This window comes from Nocardiopsis sp. CC223A (assembly GCF_030766825.1).
Classification (GTDB): domain Bacteria; phylum Actinomycetota; class Actinomycetes; order Streptosporangiales; family Streptosporangiaceae; genus Nocardiopsis.
Genome location: NZ_JASFDV010000011.1, coordinates 37,658 through 55,718, shown reverse-complemented (window position 1 = coordinate 55,718; position 18,061 = coordinate 37,658). Strand labels below are relative to the sequence as shown.

Sequence of the window (18,061 nt, the reverse complement as noted above, 5' to 3'; positions counted from 1 at the left end):
TCCCCCGTTCAGGCCGGGGCCATCACCGCCTCGATGGTGATGGGCAGGTCGCGGAACCTGCGCCCGGTGGCGTGGAAGATCGCGTTGGCGATGGCCGCGGCCATCCCCACCTGGCCGATCTCCCCGACCCCCTTGACGCCGAGCGGGTTGACCGCACGGTCCTCGACCTCGATCATCTCCACCCGCACGTCCGGGGCGTCGGCGTTGACCGGGATCAGGTACTCGCCCAGGCTCGGGTTGGCCCAGCGCCCCTGGTCCGGTTCCATGTGGGTGGCCTCCAGCAGTGCCTGGCCCAGCCCCCAGAGCATGCCGCCCATGAGCTGGCTGCGGGCGGTCTTGTGGTTGAGGACCCGGCCCGGGGCGAACACCCCGAGCATCCGGCGCACCCGGACCAGTCCGAGGTCGGGGTCGACGGCGACCTCGGCGAACTGGGCGCCGAAGGTGGCCATCCCGTACTCGTCCCCGCCCGGCGGGGCCCATTCGCCCAGGGCCTCGGCGTCGAAGGTCATGTGGCGGCCGAGCATCTCCCCGTAGGTCTCCCCGGCTCCGGTGTCGGGCCGGACCATGCGGCCGCCGGACACCCGGACGGCGGCCGGGTCGGCGCCGTGCAGCGGCGAGCCGGGGTCGGTGACGGCCTGGCCGACGAGCCGCTCGCGCAGGGCGGTGGCGGCGGTGTGGGCGGCCGCGCTGATCGCCCCGGCCCCCGCGGAGCCGACGGCGGCGACGGTGGTGGGCAGCTCGGTGTCGCCGTAGTGTGCGGTCACGGCCTCGGCGTCCATGCCCAGGGCGTCGGCGGCGACCTGCCGCAGCACGGTGCCGGCACCGGTGCCGAAGTCGGAGCAGCCGGTCTCGATGACGGCGCGCCCGTCGGCGTACACGCGGGCGCGGGCCCGCTGCGGGTTGACGACCCCGTACACCGGGTAGATGGCGCTGGCCATCCCGGTGCCCAGCACCCAGTGGCCCTCGCGCGCGGCACCGGTGACCGGTGCCGGGTCGCGGTCGGCCCAGCCGAAGAGTTCGGCGCCCAGCGCGTAGCACTCCCGCAGTCCCTTGCTGGACCAGGGCCTGCCGCTCTCGGGGTCGAGGTCGGCGTGGTTGCGCAGCCGCAGCTCGATGGGGTCCATGCCCAGCTCGTGGGCGAGTTCGTCCATCGCGGTCTCGATGACGAACGCGCCGGTGCCCTCACCGGGCGCCCGCATGAACGTCGGCGTCATGGTGGCGGCCTTGAACAGGTGGTGCACGCCCTCGAAGGCGGGGCACGCGTACAGCCGGTTGACCGGCCCCATCGACGGTTCGGCCCAGTCGTCGAAGGGCGAGGTGGGCGACGTCTTGGCGTAGCGGATCGCGGTGAGCTCCCCGTCCCGGGTCGCCCCCAGGGTGATCGTCTGCTCCTGCTCCTCGCGGTGCCCGGTGTTGGTGAACGTCTGGGCGCGGTCCAGCGCCAGGGTGACGGGCGCCCGCACGTGCTGGGCGGCCATCGCCGCCAGGGTGGGGTGCGCCCAGATCATCGCCTTGGAGCCGAAGCTGCCGCCGACGAACTCGCTGACCACCCGCACGTCCGAGGGCGGGATGCCGAGCAGCTGCGCGACGGTGAGCCGGGTGGCGGTGGGCCCCTGGGTGGCGTCGTACAGCGTGAGCTTGGAGTCCTCCCACACGGCGGTGGTCGCCGACGGTTCGATCGGGTTGTGGTGGTTGGCGGCGAAGTGGTGGGTGGTCTCGATCCGCACGTCGGCGCGGGCCAGGCCCGCCTCGACGTCGCCGCGCTCGATGCGGCCGGGGACGAACCCGCCGAAGATCCGCTCGGGTTCGTAGGTGTCCCCGCGCCCCTGGGCGATGGTGGTGACCCAGGGCTCCTCCGCGTAGGAGACCCGGACCAGTCCGGCGGCGTACTCGGCGCGCTCCAGCGTGTCGGCGACCACGACGGCCACGGGCTGGCCCGCGTAGTGGATCCGGTCGTCCTGCATCGGGAAGAAGCTCTGCCCGTGCGCGGTGGTGCCCGCCAGTGACGGGATGAGGTGCGGGGTCTGGGCCACCTTCGGCAGGTTGAGGTGGCTCAGGACCGCGATGACCCCTTCGGCGGCCAGGGCGGCGGACGTGTCGATCCCGGTGATCCGGCCGCGGGGGATCCGTGCGCCCACCAGGACCGCGTGCACGGCGCCGGGCGGCCGGTGCTCCGCCGAGTAGCGGGCGGCGCCGGTGACCTTGGCGTGGGCGTCGACCCGGTCCATGCCCCGGCCGATCTGCGCTGGAATGGTCATGCCGCCCCTCCTCCGGTGCGGGACGCGACGGTGGTCAGCGCCCGGACCATGGTCCTCTGGGCCAGTTCGATCTTGAAGCCGTTCATGGAGCGCGGGACCGCGTCGGCCATCTCGGCCTCGGCGGCGCGGGCGAACGCCTCGGCGGTGGCCGGGGCGCCGATCAGGATGTCCTCGGCACGGCGGGCCCGCCAGGGCCTGGTGGCGACCCCGCCCAGGCCGATGCGGGCCTCGGCGACGGCGTCGCCGTCCATGCGCAGGGCCGCGGCGCAGGAGGTGAGCGCGAACTCGTAGGACTCCCGGTCGCGCACCTTGAGGTAATGGGAGGTGCGGGCCATCGGCAGGTCGGGCAGGTCGATGCCGGTGATGAGCTCGCCGTGTCCGACGGGGTGCTCGCGGTCCGGGGTGTCCCCGGGGAGCAGGAAGAAGTCGTCGAACGCGACGGTGCGCTCCCCGTCCGGTCCGCGCAGGCGCACCACCGCGTCCAGGGCGGTGAGGGCGACGGCCACGTCGGAGGGGTGGGTGGCGATGCAGTGCTCGCTGGTGCCCAGCACGGCGTGGGTGCGGTTGACGCCGTGGATCGCGGCGCAGCCGCTGCCGGGTTCGCGCTTGTTGCAGGCGCGGTCGCCGTCGCGGAAGTAGGAGCAGCGGACCCGCTGCATGAGGTTGCCGCCCATGGTGGCCATGTTGCGCAGCTGGGCGGAGGCGCCCTTCTCCAGGGACTCCGCCACCGCGGGGTAGCGTTCGCGGACCGCCGGGTGGGCGGCCACGTCGCTCATCCGGGCCAGCCCGCCCAGGCGCAGCCCGCCGCCGGGCAGGTCCTCGATGGCGGCGATGGGCAGGTCGTTGATGTCGACGACGCGGCGCGGCCGGGCCACGCCGATGCGGATCATGTCGACCTCGGTGGTGCCCCCGGCCAGGTACTCGCTGCCGGAGTCCCGGGCGACCTCGGCGATGGCGGTGTCCACGTCGGCGGCGCGGGTGTAGGCGAAGGGTCGCATCACCGCTCCCCTTCCGCCGCGGCGCCGTCACGGACGTTGCGGACGGCCTGCCGGATGTTGGGGTAGGCGGCGCAGCGGCAGAGGTTGCCGCTCATCCACTCGGCGATCTCGGCGTCGTCGCCGGTGTGCCCCTCCTCCATCAGCGCCACCGCGGACATCAGCTGCCCGGGGGTGCAGTACCCGCACTGGAAGGCGTCCTCCTCGGCGAAGGCGCGCTGCATGGGGTGCAGGTCGTCACCGTCGGCCAGACCCTCGACGGTGGTGACCTCCCGGCCCTGGCAGGACACGGCCAGTGTCAGGCAGGAGAGCACGCGGCGCCCGTCGACGTGGACGGTACAGGCGCCGCAGGCCCCCTGGTTGCAGCCCTTCTTGGGGCTGGTCACGCCCATGCGCTCGCGCAGGGCGTCCAACAGGCTGACCCGGGGTTCGACGGTGACCCGGCGAAGGGTGCCGTTGACGGTGAGCAGGACGTCGACCGGTCCGGGCCCCAGGTCGCCGTGCTCCTCGGCGCCGGTGGCCTGTCGGGGTACGGCGGGGACGGCGGTGCCGGTGCGGCCGGGTTCGCGGGGCGTCATGACACCCTCCCGGCGGCGGCTCGGTGGGTTCGGACGGCGGACATGGGTCCCCCCTCGGGTGGCGGATGTGCACGCGGCGGCCGCCGCCCGTCACGGGTGGGTGACGGCCGCCGTGTTCTCGACCTCTGTGGATGCTCGCACCGTTCGGTTCGCGGCCGCGCCCATGGGGCGCCAAGGTCGGGTAAAACACGGATCCCGCGCAACCTCGGTGATCGCTTCCGATCGGACCGGTCGTTCGCCGTCCGGGAACGCCGTCCGGGCGGCCATGAGAACGAAGCGCGGCGGGAACCGGCCGGAAAAGCCGGGGGAGGCCCGGTTCCGGTCCGCGTCCGGCCCCGCGGCCGGGGCCTGGACACGGGACGGGGCCCGCCGAGGGACGGACGCTCGGCGGGCCCCGTCGCTCCCGGTCGGCCGGGAGGGAGGGTGGTCCTGCTAGTTCCGGCTCCGGTCGGTGTCGTCCGGCTCGAAGCGGCCCTGGATGACCCGGCCGCGCGAGGGCGCGGGGCGCTCCTCCTCGCGGGCGGCCCCGGCACCGCCGGAGGGGCTCCGCCCCGGGCCGAAGGGGCTCTGACCGAAGGGGCTCCGACCGGGCACCCGCACGCCCTGGGCCAGCAGCTCCGCCTCCATGCGGTCCTGCATGCGGCGCATCCGCCGCTGGGCCCAGCCGGTGAACGCCCAGCGCAGCAGGGGGCGGGTGAACGGCAGCACCAGCAGCAGGCCCACCACCGCGGTGAGGAAGCCCGGGATCACCAGCAGGACGCCGCCGGCCATCAGCATGAGGGGGTCGAGCAGACCGCCGCGCGGCTGCTGCCCCGAACGCAGCGCCTCGTCGGCGTCGCGGAAGGCCTTGGTCCCGGCCCGGCGCAGCACCGCCACGCCCAGCACCATGAGGGCGACCAGCGCGGCCAGCGTCCACGGGACGCCGATCCGGCCGCCGACGACGATCATGAGCCACACCTCGACGAAGGGCAGCGCCATGAGTGCGAGCACTGTCAGGATCGGCATGCGGAACCATCCTCGGGGTCGTACGGGCCGGTGAGGTCCTCCCTCACCGGGAAGAACGCCCCACCGCCCCGCATGGTTCCCCGTCCGCCGCCGTTCACCCCCGGGCGCCGTTCACCCCTGGTCGGCCTCCCGGCCCCTGCGGGAGAGGACCACCGCGGCGGCGACCGCCGCCAGGCCGACGGCGGCCAGCAGCGCCTCGGGGGCCGCGCCCAGGCGGGTGGCGATCGTGGGCCCGTCGGCGGCGGTGAGCTCGGCGATGTGGACGTCGGCCTCGGCCTCGGGCGACTGGTAGGCGACCGATCCGTCGGCGTTCACCACCGCGCTGATACCGCTGGTGGACACCACCACGGCGGGGCGGCCGTGCTCGACGGCGCGCAGCCGGGTGATGGCGAGCTGCTGGTCGGACTGGCCGGTGAAGTTGTAGTTGGCGTTGTTGGTGGGGATGACGATGATCCCGCCGCCCGCCGCCACGGACTCGCGCACGGGCGCGTCGAAGGCCACGTCGAAGCAGATGCCCACGGCCAGGGTGGTGCCGCCGATCTCCATGGCGCCGGGCTCGGTGCCGGGGATGGCGTCGGAGCTGACCTGCTCCAGGCGCTGCACGAACCGGGTGAAGAAGTCGCGGAAGGGGATGTACTCGCCGAAGGGCACCAGGAAGCGCTTGTCGTAGATCTCCCCCGGCCCGGTCTCGGGGTCCCACACCACGCTGGACACGTACCGGGTGCCGTCGTCGTTGAAGCGGCTCATGCCCCACAGCAGGGGCACCCCGGCGTCGGCCGCCGCGGCGTCGATGGTCTCCCGGGCGGCGGGGTCCCGGAAGGGGTCGATGTCGCTGGCGTTCTCCGGCAGCAGCACGAGGTCCAGGTCGGTGCCCTCGGCGCGGGCGGCGGCGGCCAGCTCGTGCACGCCGTCGGCGTGGTTCTGGAGCACCTGCATGCGCTCGCCCGCGATGGACATCTCGCCGACGTTGGGCACGTTGCCCTGCACCATGCCCAGGGTGACGGTCTCCCCGGCCGGGGGGCGGCCGAGGGCGGGGGCGACGGTGCCGCAGAGCACGACCGCGGCGGCCGCGGCCAGCGCGAGGGCCGCGGTGGGCAGGCCGGCCCGCGGGCCGCGCAGGGCGACGCGCAGCAGGGCCCAGAGCAGCAGGCCGCCGGTGAGGGCGACGGCGAAGGTCACCAGGGCGGAGGAGCCCAGGGCGGCGTATCCGGCGAAGGGCGTGTCGGGCTGGGCGAAGGCGAGCTTGCCCCAGGGGAAGCCGCCCAGCGGCCAGCGGGCGCGCACGGCCTCCTGGGCGACCCACAGGGCGGCGGTCCACACCGGCCAGCCGGGCAGGCGGGCGGCCAGCGCGATGCCCATGGCCATGGGCAGGTAGTAGACGGTCTCGGCGGCGGCGATGAGCAGCCACACGTCGGTGCCGAACACGTCCTGCCACTGCACCAGCGGGATCATGAGGGCGGCCCCGGACAGGGCGCCCAGCCAGGCGGCGCGGCGCATCCGGGTCCCGGCGACGGCGAAGAGGAGCAGGGCGGCGCTCAGCGGCCCCAGCCACCACAGTTCGTAGGGGGGCAGGGCGAGCAGCTGCGCCAGGCCCGAGCCCGTGGCGGCCAGGACACGCCACAGGAGGTCGTACCGGCCCCAGCGGTGACCGAGGGGGAGAACGGTGGCCGCACGGCCTTTCACCGGCACCGTGGGCGCCTGGGGGTCGACGGCGGGGGCCTCGCCCCGTTCCGTGTGTTCGGTGACCACGTGGGGTCTCGCTTTCCGCAGGTGTGGTGAGGGTGTGCGGTCAGCATATTGGGGGGACGCGGAAAAGGCCCGAGCCACCCTTCGGACCGGCTCCGTCCCGTCGGCGGCGAGCTCGGAAGACCGTTGTCTACTGGATGTTCGGGCCTTTTCCGGGTCCAACCCCCCGCCCGGTCGCGCTACTTCCGCCCCTCACCCGATCCCGGCTGCACCTGGCGCGTGATGCAGCGTCCGATCGGACGAGTGGGGGCCGCACAACCGGTCCGTCCAGTGCTGGACTGGTCGTTAGGTTACCCAGACTCCCCAACCGGATGCCTCAACCCGGCCGCCGTGTCGTGGCGGCCCCGCCGAGTGTCCGTTGGGGAGGAAGTGGTGAACCGTCGGACAGGCTAACGCACCTCGGGCCGCCATGCCAGTTGAGCACTCCGGGTTTCAGTCTGACCACAACCAGATCGATCATGATCCAACTCTGGACTTTTCGATCAAATTCCTGTCTCATATGATCAGCAAAGCAGTCCGGTTCGATCAACACGAGCACGAACCGGTCCGGGTGACCCGGGTCCACGGCCACGAGATCCCGGTCACCCCCGACCCGATGCAGCGGAGCACAGACATGGCGGAGATCGCCCTCGAAGGCGTCGACAAGATCTACGGCGGCGGCGTCAAAGCCGTCGACGACCTGAACCTGCGGATCGAGGACGGCGAGTTCATGGTGCTCGTCGGCCCGTCCGGCTGCGGCAAGTCCACCGCGCTGCGCATGATCGCGGGCCTGGAGGAGATCTCCGCCGGCACCCTGGTCATCGGCGACGAGATCGTCAACGACCGTCCGCCCAAGGACCGCGACATCGCGATGGTCTTCCAGAACTACGCGCTCTACCCGCACATGACCGTCGAGCAGAACCTCGCCTTCGGCCTGAAGCTGCGCAAGGTCCCCAAGCCCGAGATCGCCCGCCGCGTGCAGGAGGCGGCCGAGATGCTGGGCCTGGAGCCCTACCTCAAGCGCAAGCCCGGCGCCCTCTCCGGCGGCCAGCGCCAGCGTGTGGCCATGGGCCGCGCCATCGTCCGCGAGCCGCAGGCCTTCCTCATGGACGAGCCGCTGTCCAACCTGGACGCCAAGCTCCGCGTCCAGATGCGCGCCTCCCTCAACCAGCTGCACGAGCGCCTGGGCGTCACCACCGTCTACGTCACCCACGACCAGGTCGAGGCCATGACCCTGGGCGACCGGGTCGCGGTGCTGCGCGACGGCCGCCTCCAGCAGGTGGACACCCCCAAGCGCCTGTTCGACGCCCCGGTCAACCTGTTCGTCGCCGGGTTCATCGGCTCCCCCGCCATGAACTTCGTGGACGCCTCGCTGGCCGCGGAGGGCACCGGCGCGGTGCTGAAGTTCGCCGAGCACACCCTGCCGGTGCCCGCCTCCGTCCTGGACTCCCGCCCGCACCTGCGCGAGTACCTGGGCCGCGACATCATCCTGGGCATCCGCCCCTCGGACTTCAGCGACGCCGAGCTCGACGGCAACGGCGACCCGCGCATCGAGGTCACCGCGGACGTCACCGAGGAGCTGGGCACCGAGATCAACGTGATCTTCACGGTGGACGCCCCGCCGGTCCGCCACGCGGACGCCGCCGCCCTGGCCAAGGACGCCGCGGGCGACGACTCCGACGCCGCCGAGGCCGCGATGCCGCTGGGCGCGAACCGCTCGTTCTTCACCGCCCGGGTGAGCCCGCGCAGCCAGGTCCGTCCGGGCCGCTCGATCACGCTCGCGGTGGACGTGAGCCAGCTGCACTTCTTCGACCAGGAGACCGGTCTGGCCATCGGCCACCCGGACAACGTCTGACGGAAGGCGTAGACGGGGGTGTCGACTCCCGAGGCGTCCGGGCGGCCCCCACCGCCGTCCGGCACCTGACACCCCCTTCCCTTGCGGCGCCCCGCTCCGAGCGGGGCGCCGCCCTTTGCGTACGCTTTCTCCCATACCGGCACCCCGTCCCCGCGAGGATAGGGGCGGTCCGAATCCCGGAGGGCGCGGGCCGCCGCCACCCCGGCCTGCGGACCTCACCTTTCGGCAAGGTCCGTATCACCTTCGGGTGAGTCGGTTCTTTCTTGACCGTCCGATAGGGCGGGCCGAACGATGTGTAGGTGCGCAACCGAGCCCCCGGAGTCGCCCTCGTCCGCGAACCCTCGTCCGTCGTGGACACCCTGCACGGCCGCCCCGTGCCCGACCCCTACCGCTGGCTGGAGTCCGCCGACGACCCGCGGACGCTGCGGTGGCTGGAGGAGCGGGCCCGCGACCACGCCCGCGAGGCCGCCGGGTGGACGCTGCGCGACCGGCTCGCCGCACGCATCCGCTTCCACCTGGACGCCGACCTGTGGTCGGCCCCGGTGCACCGCCCCGGGCTCGTCATGGCCACCGTGCGCCCCGCCGGGGCCGAGCACCCGCGCCTGGTCGCCTTCGACACCCCCGCCGACCTCCTCACCGGGACCGCCGCAGGCGGCTCCCCCGCCCCGGTGCGCGCCGACCGGGCCCGGGTGGTCTACGACCCGGCGGCGGCCGACCCCAGCGGCCGCACCACCCTGGACGCCTGGGAGCCCGACCCCACCGGCCGCCTGGTCGCGGTGCAGACCTCCACCGGCGGGGTGGAGCGGGGCGTCCTCCAGGTGCTGCGCACCGCCGACGGCCACCCGGTCGGCCCGCCGGTGCGCGGGGTCCGCTACTCGCACGTGGCCTGGACGCCGCAGGGCCCGCCCGCGTTCTACTACGTGCGGCGCGACGACGAGGACGGCACCCGCGGGGTGTGGCTGCGCCGGGCCGCCGACGGCACCGAGGTGTTCGTGCGGGCCTGCTCGGGGCCGGGGACCGTCCCGGGGATCACGATCCTGGGCGGGCGGCTGCTGCTGTTCACCGAGAGCCACGGCACCGGGCACCGCACCGACCTGTGGCTGGCCGACCGGGCGGGCGGCCCCCCGCAGGCGCCGGACTTCCGGCCGCTCCAGGTGGGTGTGGAGGCCGAGACCGAGGCCGCCCTGGGCCCGGACGGGCTGCTGTACCTGCGCACCACCCTGGACGCCCCCTGGCGGCGGATCTGCGCCGCGCACCCGGACCGGCCCGGGCCGGAGCACTGGCGCGAGGTGGTCCCCCAGCAGGAAGGGGGGACACTGGACGCGTTCACGCCCTGCGGCACCGCCGACGCCCCCGAACTGCTGGTGGTGCGCACCCGGCTGGGCATCGACTCCGCCACCGTGCACGACGCCCGCACCGGCGCCCCGGCGCGCACCGTCGACCTGCCCGGCGAGGGCATGGTGAGCGGTCCGGTCACCGCCCCCGACGGAGCCGTGTACCTGGGCTACGCCGACGTCACCGCCCAGCAGCGGGTGCTGCGCCTGGCCCCGGGCTCGGCCCGCCCGCTGCCCTGGCCCGCCGGGGCCGCCGCCCCGCCGCCCGCCCCCGAGGTGGAGCGCACCGTGCTGTGGTGCCGCTCGGCCGACGGCACCCGGGTCCCGGTCACCGTCCTGACCGCGCGCGGCCCCGCCCCGGACGCCCCGCACCCCGATTCCGCGGCGGAGCGGCCGACGGGGCCGCTGCCCACACTGCTGCACGCCTACGGCGGGTTCGGCCGCCCGCGCCGGTTCGGGTTCAGCGCGACCGTGCTGGCCTGGCTGGCCTCGGGCGGGCGCTACGCGGTGGCGCACGTGCGCGGCGGCGGCGACATCGGCCGCGAGTGGCACCTGGCCGGGGCCGGACGCGGCAAGCCGCGCGCGGTGCAGGACCTGGTCGCGGCCGCCGACGCCCTGGTCGCGGCGGACCTGTGCACCCGCTCGGGGCTGTGCCTGTCCGGCGGTTCCGCCGGCGGGCTGCTGGTGCTGGCCGCCGCCGCGGCCCGGCCCGACCTGTGCTCGGCGGTGATCGCCTCGGCCCCGCTGGCCGACATGGCCCGGTTCGAGCGGCTGGGCCTGGGGCGGATGTGGACCCGCGAGTTCGGGACCGTCGCCGACCCCGACGACTTCGCCGCCCTGATGTCCTACTCGCCCTACCACCGGGTGCTGGAGGGCGCGGTGCGCACTCCGGGGCTGCGGTACCCGAGCGTGCTGCTCACCGGGTTCGCCGGGGACACCCGGACCGACGCCGCCCACCCGCGCAAGATGTGCGCGGCGCTGCTGGCGGCCGCCCGGTCCGAGGAGGGGCGGCCACCGGCCCTGCTGCGGTACGAGCGCGACGTCGGGCACGGCCCGCGCGCGGTCGGCCGGGCGGTGGGGCTGGCCGCGGACGCGCACGCGTTCGCGGCCCACAGAACGGGGCTGTCGCCGCGCCGCCCGGCGCGGGGCCGGTCCTGGTCCTAGAGGAAACCGACACGGAAAGCGAGGTACGGCGTATGGACCCCATCGAGGTCGAGGTCGAGGAGCTGGCCGAGGTGACCTCCCGCGACATCACCGCGGGCGGCGACAGCGACGGTACCGACTCCAGTTCCGACTTCATCTGATCCCATCCGCACCCGCCCGGTCCGGCCGCGTCCGGGCCGGGCGGGCCCCCGGTCCGTTGAAAGGCGGGAACCCAGTGACCGATCCCGGCCACCTGTTCAGTGAAGGGCTGTGCGGCACCGTGGGCCGGGAGGCCCTGACCGCGCGGCTGTCGGAGGAGTTCGTGTTCGCCGACCTGGGCGCGGACGCGGTGCGCTCCCTGGTGACGTTCGAGGACCTCAACGCCCTGCTGGCGGCGTGCGCCCCCGAGCCGCCGCGGCTGCGGCTGCACCGGGACGGCTCCCCGGTCCCGGTGGACCGGTACACCGAGGTGGGCACCGCCTCCCGGGTGACCCGCCGGGTGGTGCGGCCCGAGGCGCTGTACCGGGAGCTGCGCGCCGGGGCGAGCCTGGTGCTGGACGGGCTGGACCGGATGCACCCGCCGGTGGCGGCCGCCGCCGACGACCTGATGCGGCTGGTGTGCGAGCGCGTGCAGGCCAACATGTACCTGATCTGGGGCGAGTCGCGCGGGTTCGACACCCATTGGGACGACCACGACACGGTGATCGTGCAGGTGGAGGGGACCAAGCACTGGCAGGTGCACGGACCCGGGTCGCGCCCCCACCCGATGAAGAACGACGTGGACCACGACCACACCCCGCCGCGGGACGCCGACGGCGAACTCCAGGTGGTGTGGGAGGGGGTGCTGCGGCCCGGGCAGGTGCTGCACGTGCCGCGGGGCTGGTGGCACACGGTGACCGGGACCGGCGACGTGAGCCTGCACCTGACGTTCGGGTTCACCCGGGCGACCGGGGTGGACTGGGCCGACGCCCTGGTGCGGCGGCTGTTCGAGGAGGAGGCGTTCCGGCGGGACCTGCCCCGGTTCGCCGACCCGGACGTGCGGCGCAAGCACCGGCGGGAGCTGGCGGCGCGGCTGGCGGAGCTGGCCGAGGAGGCCGACCTGGACGCGTTCCTGGCCGAGCGGGACGCGCGGTTCCCGCGGCGCACGTCGTTCTCGCTGCCCTGGCCGATGGCGGAGGGCGCACCGGGTCCGGAGGCGCGGGTGGAGTTCGTGCCGATCCTGCCGCCGCCGCTGACCCGCGAGGGCGACAAGGTCGCCCTGTCGGTGGGCGGCCGCCGGTACACGTTCCCCGCCGAGGTCGGGGACGTGCTGGGCGTGCTGGCCGAGCGGCGCTCGCTGACGGTGGCGGAGCTGGCCGGGGCCGCGGGCGCGGCACCGGAGCGGGCCGCGGAGGTGGTGTCGGTCCTGGCCCGCCACCACCTGGTGCTGATCCGCTGACCGGCGGGACGACGGGCGGTGCCGCGGCGGGCGCGGCGCCGTACCCTCACCCCCCGGTGCCCCGTTCGGCCCGCACGTAGGACTCGATGCCGTCGAGGATGCGGCGGATGCCGAAGTCGAGCTCCTCCGCAGGGCCGCCGGTCCGGCCCGGGGCGGGGGCCTCCCCCAGGACCCCCTCCCTGAGCATGCGGTCGATGGTGGGGAAGCGCTCGGCGGTGACGACCCGGCGCAGGCTCTGGCTGTAGTCGTTCTCCGACTCGACCAGGGTGCTGCCGGTGCTCTGGGCGGCGCGGGTCATCTCGATCTCCAGGCGGACGGTGTCGCGCACCACCGCCGAGAGTATCGTCAGCATCTGGAGCGACTCGCCGACGTCGAGCCCGGAGGCGACCAGCTCGCGCAGGCCCGCCTCCATCCAGCGCAGGCCGTTGGGCCCGCTGGGGGGTGCGGAGAAGGCGACGAACACCGACCAGGGGTGGGCGCGGTGCATCTCCAGGGCGCCGTTGCACCACTCCTCCAGCCCTGCCCGCCAGTCGCCGTCCTCCCGGGGCGCGGGCGGAACGCCGTCCGTGGCGGTGTCCAGCATGAGGACGAGCATGTCCTCCTTGCTGTCCACGTGCCGGTACAGGGACATCGTGGTGTAGCCGAGCTCCCTGGCCACGCGCTGCATGGAGACCGCCTCGATGCCCTCCGCGTCGGCCACGCCGATCGCCGCGCGGACCACCGCCTCACGGCTGAGGCGGGGTTTGGGCCCGCGCCGGGCGGGCGTCGTGTCCAGCCCCCAGAGCAGTTCCACGTCCCGCGCCATCCGGCTCTTGCGCTCGTCCTCGGTCGTCATGGGCCACCAGTCGTCGGGGTCGTCGTTGACACCATCCTAGAACTGTGTATTGCTTATACTAATAAGTATGCAATATAAACAGTTTATGGCGCACGCGCCATGATCGCCGGTCCCCCGCCGTCCGCACCGAGGGACCGCGCAAGAGGCACGGGGGCACCCGGGCCCCCGCCGTCCGGGTGCTCGCCGCCCTGCCGCACCCCGACATGCGTGGCGGCCCGCCGCAGGAGGTTCGCCGACCACCGCGAGCGGATGCCGCGCGGCTTCGCGCTCATCTGCGGCATCGCGTTCAACCGGCTGGTCGTCCTGCCGCTGCTCCCCCTCGTGATCATGCGGGTACAGGCAGGGGCCGTCCCGGACGACGAGCGGGCGATCGCCCCGGCCGTCGCCGCGCCGTCGGGTTTCCCGTCCTGGACCGTGCCGCTGCTGTTCGCGGAGTGGTGGATCGAGTACCGTAAGCCGCGTCGGCGCCGCCGCCCGGCCGCCACCCGACCCGGAGGGTGCGCCCGCGGCCCCGGCGGACCCCGTTCCCGACTCCGCACGACGAACCCGGACGGAACCTTGGAACGGCCGCGACCTGCCTCTTCCCTGATCCGGGAAGGATTCCGATCACCCCGGTGATCATTGCGGGGACACCGATCGTTAGGGTAGCCTCACTTAACGAGGCGCAGACGTTCTACCCGTCCCCCCGGTGGCCTGCGACCGCGACCCCCGGACACGACGGCTCCGCTGCGACGAAGGGCAGGTTCCACACGGTGACTCCGGTGACCCCTGATCCGATCGAGGCCCTCCGTGACGCCTGTGCGCCCCTGCGCTTCTCCCCGCTCCCCGAGCTGACCGCCTCCGAGGAACTGCACGACCGCCCGGCCGGCACCGTGCAGTGGTACTCCGCCCGCGCCCTGGCGGCCGAGGGCTGGGTGCCGATCCTGTTCGACAAGCTGCGCACCGAGCACGGGCCCGGGCACCGGCTGCCCGCCGCCACCAACTTCCTGCGGGTCACCCTGCGCGAGCCGATCTTCATGGTGTCGGCGTCGCTGTACCTGACCGGCCGCGCACCCCTGCTCGACCCCGACGGCCTGTACCTGCCCTGGGACACCGCCGCCGCCCGGTTCGGCACCCCGGCCTCGGCGGACACGCGCTTCGCGGTCCTGCCCGGCGACCCGGCCGCCCGCCTGCCCGGCGCCGTGGTGGCCCGCGACGCCGACGAACAGGTCCGGCTGGCCGCCGAGGCCCTGTTCGCGACGTTCGAGCCCCTCATCGACGCCCTGCACGAACACTCGCGGGCGGGCAAGCGCACCCTGTGGGGCTGGGTGCTCGACACCCTGTACTTCTACATGCTCAACCCGGCCCGCTACCTGGCCCGGGACGCCGAGGCCGCCTGGGACCTGGCCGGACGCCTGGCCGACGCCGTGGTGGCGGCCGGCGCGGTCACCCGCAGGCGCCCGCGCCTGTTCCCCTTCGCGCCCGGGCACCCGCAGGGCACCTGGGCGGTGCGCGGCACCTGCTGCTTCGACTACAAGGGCGACCCCGAGCACGGGTACTGCACCACCTGCCCGCTCAAGTGCGACACCGAGCGCCGGGACACCCTGGCGGAGTGGCTGCGCGACCCCGCGCTGGCCCCCTGACCACGAGAGGGGCCCGGCACCGCGTCTTGGGACGTTGTCCCACCGAGTGGTGCGACCTCGTTCGACTCCAGCGCCCCAGAGGTGACGACGCGCTGGTCGGCGATTCGTTCTCGTTCGGACGACCGTTGTCCTCACACCACTGCACGGGAGATGATCCCGTCTTGGGTGCTGCCCGGGTTCCAGCGGTGCCGGGCCCCTGTGCTCCCCGCAGACCCCGGGGCGCGTCCGACGGATCGCTCCGCACCCGGCCACCGGTGTCGCCGGCGCAAGCGCCGGACCGACCGGACACGACCGCCGAACAAGCGCTACAGGACCGGGGTCCGGACCGGTTCGCCGTAGAACGGCTCGAACACGACGTGGTCGGCCTCCACCAGTCCCTGGACGGTGATCACCCCGGACGTGCTCTGCCCCGGGACGAGGGTCCTCGCATCCAGTTCGCGCACGTCCATCCCGATCCCCTCGGAGGTGCTGTGCAGCGTTCCGGAGGCGTCGACGACGCTGAAGTACAGCGGGTTGACGTCCAGTTGCTCCCGGCCGTTGTTGCGCACGGACACGTCGACGCTGGTGAAGTCCCCCGACGAGTACAGCGGCCCGGGCTCGAAGTCGGTGCGCCCGGCCGTCAGCTCCGCCCCGCCGGGCCCCTCCTCCAGTTGCAGGGGCCCGGGGTCGTCCGTCCCGGGCGCGCCCATCATGGGTGTACCGCTCTGCGCCAGGACCAGGCCGATGGCGGTACAGCCGCCGCCGACCAGCAGCAGGAGCAGCAGCACGCCGCAGCCGATGCCGAGGATCCTGCCCCAGGAGGTCTGCTTCTCCTGCGGCGGACCGTACCCCGGCGGCGCGCCGTACCCGCCGGACGGGTACGCGGCGCCGTACCCGGCCCCGTACGCGCCGGACGGTGGTGCGTGCTCCCCGTACCCGGGCCCGGGCGGGGCCTCCCCCCGGTGCGGGGGCGCCGGGTAGCTGCCCGCGCCCGCCCCGGGCATATCCGCCTCGCCGTAGCCGGGGGCGTATCCGGCGTGCTCGTACCCGGCCTGGGACGGCCCGCTGGGCCCCTCCGACAGCTCCCCGCCCACCGGCTCGGGCGGCCCGCCCGTGGGATGGCCGCCCGGCGGGTACCCGCCGGGCGGCGGCGTCCCGGGGCCGGTGTCCGCGTTCGGATCGCCCAGGGGCGGCGGCGCCCAGTTCGGTCCGGGCGGGGGCGGCAGGTGGCCGCCCTCCTCCGGTGACCCCGGGCGCTCCCGGCGCGGCTCGCCGGGGAAGACGTGCGGGGGCTCACCGGGCGGCTGCGGTCCGCCCTGCATCGGGTCCTCGGGGTCCCCCGGCCGCCACTCCTCCGGCGGGTGGTGGTTCACCGGGTCGTCCGGCGTCTGCCGCGGTCGCTCCTGCGGCCCTTCCTCGGGTTCCCGATCGGTCACGTGAGAACACCCCTCCAGCGGCGTCGGCCCACCGAGGGCGGTGGGCGCCCCAGATCTGCACGGTAACCGTGCCGGTCCGGGACCCGAGAAGGCCGTCGGGGCGTTTCCGGTAAAGGTCCGGATGTTTTTCAGCGCCCGGTGCGCACCGCCCGCAGCGCCAGCACGAACACCGGAACGGTGAACAGCGCGGCGAACAGGTTGAGGCCGCCGAAGCCCGCCTGGGCCAGGACCACACCGGACAGGCCGCCCGCGGCGGCCCCGCCCAGGTTCATCAGCAGGTCGCTGACGCCCTGGGCGCGGGTGCGCACGCCCACCTCCAGCGATCCGGCCAGCAGCGCCGTGCCCGACACCAGGCTGAACGACCAGCCCAGGCCCAGCAGGACCAGGCCGACGGTCACCCGGGTCTCGTCGTGTCCGGCGGTGCCCGCGACCGCCGTCGCCACCAGCAGCACCGCCTGCCCGGCCAACAGGACCGGGACCCGGCCCAGCCGGTCGCTGAGCCAGCCCACCACCGGGGAGAACGCGTACATGCCCGCGATGTGCAGGGAGATGGTCAGGCCGATCACGGTCAGGGCGGCGCCGTGGTGGGACATGTGGACGGGTGTCATGGTCATGACCGCGACCATCACCGTGTGCCCGGAGACGATGCCGACCACGGCCAGCAGCGCGCCCGGGGAGGCCGCGACGGCCCTCAGGACCGCGCTCACCGGCAGCTCGGCCGGGGCCTCGGCGGCCGGGTCGGCCGAGGCGGCGGCGCGGGCGGCGGTGAGCAGCGGGTCGGGGCGCAGCAGCGCGAAGGTGAGCAGGGCGCCCAGTACGAACCCGGTGGTGGTGAACACCACCGGGCCCAGCAGCTCGGGCAGGCCGAGCAGGGCGGCGACCCGGCCGCCGGGGGCGATGAGGTTGGGGCCCAGCACCGAGCCGACGGTGGTCGCCCACACCACGATGGACAGGTCGCGGCCGCGGCTGCGGTCCGAGGCCAGGTCGGCGGCGGCGTGCCGGGCCTGGAGGTTGGTGGCGGTCCCGGCCCCGATGAGGACCATGCCCAGCAGGAACAGCGGGAACAGCCCGGACACCGTGGCGGCGATGACGACGAGGCCGCCGACCGCGCCCAGCGCCCAGCCCAGCGTCAGCCCGGGGCGGCGGCCGCGGCGGGCCGCCAGCGAGGCCAGCGGCAGCGCGAACACGGCGGCGCCCAGGGTGATCATGGTGGTGGCCATGCCCGACCAGGTGTCGGAGCCGGTGAGCTCCAGGGCGATGAGGGCGCCCACCGCGAGCATCGCCCCCATGCCGATGCCGCCCACCACCTGGGTGAGCATCAGCGCCGCGACGGTCCGGCGCTGCAAGCGCAGGCGTGCCTCCTCCGGCAGGGTGCCGGGAACGATGTGCGTGGACACGCGACCTACTTCCGATTCATCCGATCAACGGAAGAATCGTATTACCGCACACTCTTTGTCCGCCATGTCGTATCACCCACGATTCCGGACGCCTCAGCGGCGACGGCGGTGGCGCCAGCCCAGGTAGTCGTGCTCGCGCTCGACCTCGCGCATCCCGGAGTAGAGGTCGCCGGGGTCGACCGCACTGATCACCACCCCCTGGACCGGGATCACCGGCCAGCAGGCGAACGCCCAGTAGCGGCGGGTGTGGACACCCCAGAACACGACCCAGGCACCCTGCTTCTGCCACTGGATGTGCTCAGCGATCCGACGCTGCTCGGCGTCCCGCGTGTCGTCCATTCCGCCCCGGGATGTACCCGGACCCGACTCCGCCGATCAGACCGGAATCGGCCACGCCGCAAGGGTTTTCGCCCCCCTGCGGAACGTGCGGACGCCCGCGCGCGATCCCGCGCGCGGGCGCC

14 protein-coding genes are annotated in these 18,061 nt (G+C 74.3%); 5 read left to right on the top strand and 9 right to left on the bottom strand.

Annotation, left to right across the window (positions count from 1 at the left end):
* Window positions 1–8: 8 nt before the first annotated feature.
* The 5 genes from QJS33_RS06615 to lnt form a co-directional block, all read right to left on the bottom strand.
* Window positions 9–2,258 carry a xanthine dehydrogenase family protein molybdopterin-binding subunit gene (locus QJS33_RS06615; protein ID WP_306366963.1) on the bottom strand — a complete coding sequence of 750 codons (2,250 nt, stop codon included), beginning with the start codon at window positions 2,256–2,258 and terminating at the stop codon, window positions 9–11.
* On the bottom strand, window positions 2,255–3,256 hold the full coding sequence (locus QJS33_RS06610) for a xanthine dehydrogenase family protein subunit M (RefSeq protein ID WP_306366962.1): 1,002 nt from the start codon (window positions 3,254–3,256) through the stop codon (window positions 2,255–2,257). Before QJS33_RS06610 ends, QJS33_RS06615 begins: the two co-directional genes overlap by 4 nt.
* Entirely contained in the window at window positions 3,256–3,831 is a 576-nt protein-coding gene (locus QJS33_RS06605; protein ID WP_306366961.1) for a (2Fe-2S)-binding protein, read from the bottom strand. The genes QJS33_RS06610 and QJS33_RS06605 overlap by 1 nt, the downstream gene beginning before the upstream one ends.
* A gap of 432 nt (window positions 3,832–4,263) precedes the next feature.
* Window positions 4,264–4,836: an FxsA family protein gene (locus tag QJS33_RS06600; RefSeq protein WP_306366960.1), complete on the bottom strand. Its 573-nt coding sequence runs from the start codon at window positions 4,834–4,836 to the stop codon at window positions 4,264–4,266.
* A gap of 111 nt (window positions 4,837–4,947) precedes the next feature.
* A complete protein-coding gene (gene lnt / locus QJS33_RS06595; RefSeq protein WP_306367017.1) occupies window positions 4,948–6,525 on the bottom strand; it encodes an apolipoprotein N-acyltransferase in 1,578 nt (525 codons plus the stop codon).
* 670 nt (window positions 6,526–7,195) lie between these two features.
* Here lnt and QJS33_RS06590 point away from each other — a divergent pair.
* The 3 genes from QJS33_RS06590 (at window position 7,196) to QJS33_RS06580 (ending at window position 12,331) form a co-directional block, all read left to right on the top strand.
* Entirely contained in the window at window positions 7,196–8,416 is a 1,221-nt protein-coding gene (locus tag QJS33_RS06590; RefSeq protein WP_306367016.1) for an ABC transporter ATP-binding protein, read from the top strand.
* Window positions 8,417–8,715: 299 nt separating this feature from the next.
* Window positions 8,716–10,914: a prolyl oligopeptidase family serine peptidase gene (locus tag QJS33_RS06585; protein WP_306366959.1), complete on the top strand. Its 2,199-nt coding sequence runs from the start codon at window positions 8,716–8,718 to the stop codon at window positions 10,912–10,914.
* 214 nt (window positions 10,915–11,128) lie between these two features.
* Window positions 11,129–12,331, top strand: coding sequence for a cupin domain-containing protein (locus QJS33_RS06580; RefSeq protein WP_306366958.1), 1,203 nt, complete (start codon window positions 11,129–11,131; stop codon window positions 12,329–12,331).
* Between the two features lie 46 nt (window positions 12,332–12,377).
* Here QJS33_RS06580 and QJS33_RS06575 read toward each other — a convergent pair whose 3' ends face one another.
* Entirely contained in the window at window positions 12,378–13,166 is a 789-nt protein-coding gene (locus QJS33_RS06575; protein ID WP_306366957.1) for a TetR/AcrR family transcriptional regulator, read from the bottom strand.
* A gap of 207 nt (window positions 13,167–13,373) precedes the next feature.
* Between QJS33_RS06575 and QJS33_RS06570 the strand changes: the two genes are divergently transcribed.
* Entirely contained in the window at window positions 13,374–13,784 is a 411-nt protein-coding gene (locus QJS33_RS06570) for a hypothetical protein (protein ID WP_306366956.1), read from the top strand.
* A 143-nt stretch (window positions 13,785–13,927) separates the two neighbouring features.
* On the top strand, window positions 13,928–14,788 hold the full coding sequence (locus tag QJS33_RS06565) for a (2Fe-2S)-binding protein (RefSeq protein WP_306366955.1): 861 nt from the start codon (window positions 13,928–13,930) through the stop codon (window positions 14,786–14,788).
* Between the two features lie 305 nt (window positions 14,789–15,093).
* On the opposite strand, the gene QJS33_RS06560 is transcribed toward QJS33_RS06565, so the two are convergent.
* The 3 genes from QJS33_RS06560 to QJS33_RS06550 form a co-directional block, all read right to left on the bottom strand.
* Entirely contained in the window at window positions 15,094–16,203 is a 1,110-nt protein-coding gene (locus tag QJS33_RS06560; RefSeq protein WP_306366954.1) for a DUF4352 domain-containing protein, read from the bottom strand.
* Between the two features lie 128 nt (window positions 16,204–16,331).
* Window positions 16,332–17,600, bottom strand: a complete 1,269-nt coding sequence (locus QJS33_RS06555; RefSeq protein ID WP_372339602.1) for an MFS transporter — start codon at window positions 17,598–17,600, stop codon at window positions 16,332–16,334.
* Between the two features lie 93 nt (window positions 17,601–17,693).
* Window positions 17,694–17,939 carry a hypothetical protein gene (locus QJS33_RS06550; protein ID WP_306366953.1) on the bottom strand — a complete coding sequence of 82 codons (246 nt, stop codon included), beginning with the start codon at window positions 17,937–17,939 and terminating at the stop codon, window positions 17,694–17,696.
* Window positions 17,940–18,061: the final 122 nt, after the last annotated feature.

Coding starts and splice junctions, on each gene's coding strand:
- QJS33_RS06590 (WP_306367016.1), top strand. CDS start 7,196: ATGGCGGAGATCGCCCTCGAAGGCGTCGACAAGATCTACGGCGGCGGC.
- QJS33_RS06550 (WP_306366953.1), bottom strand. CDS start 17,939: ATGGACGACACGCGGGACGCCGAGCAGCGTCGGATCGCTGAGCACATC.
- QJS33_RS06610 (WP_306366962.1), bottom strand. CDS start 3,256: ATGCGACCCTTCGCCTACACCCGCGCCGCCGACGTGGACACCGCCATC.
- QJS33_RS06575 (WP_306366957.1), bottom strand. CDS start 13,166: ATGACGACCGAGGACGAGCGCAAGAGCCGGATGGCGCGGGACGTGGAA.
- QJS33_RS06605 (WP_306366961.1), bottom strand. CDS start 3,831: ATGACGCCCCGCGAACCCGGCCGCACCGGCACCGCCGTCCCCGCCGTA.
- QJS33_RS06615 (WP_306366963.1), bottom strand. CDS start 2,258: ATGACCATTCCAGCGCAGATCGGCCGGGGCATGGACCGGGTCGACGCC.
- QJS33_RS06600 (WP_306366960.1), bottom strand. CDS start 4,836: ATGCCGATCCTGACAGTGCTCGCACTCATGGCGCTGCCCTTCGTCGAG.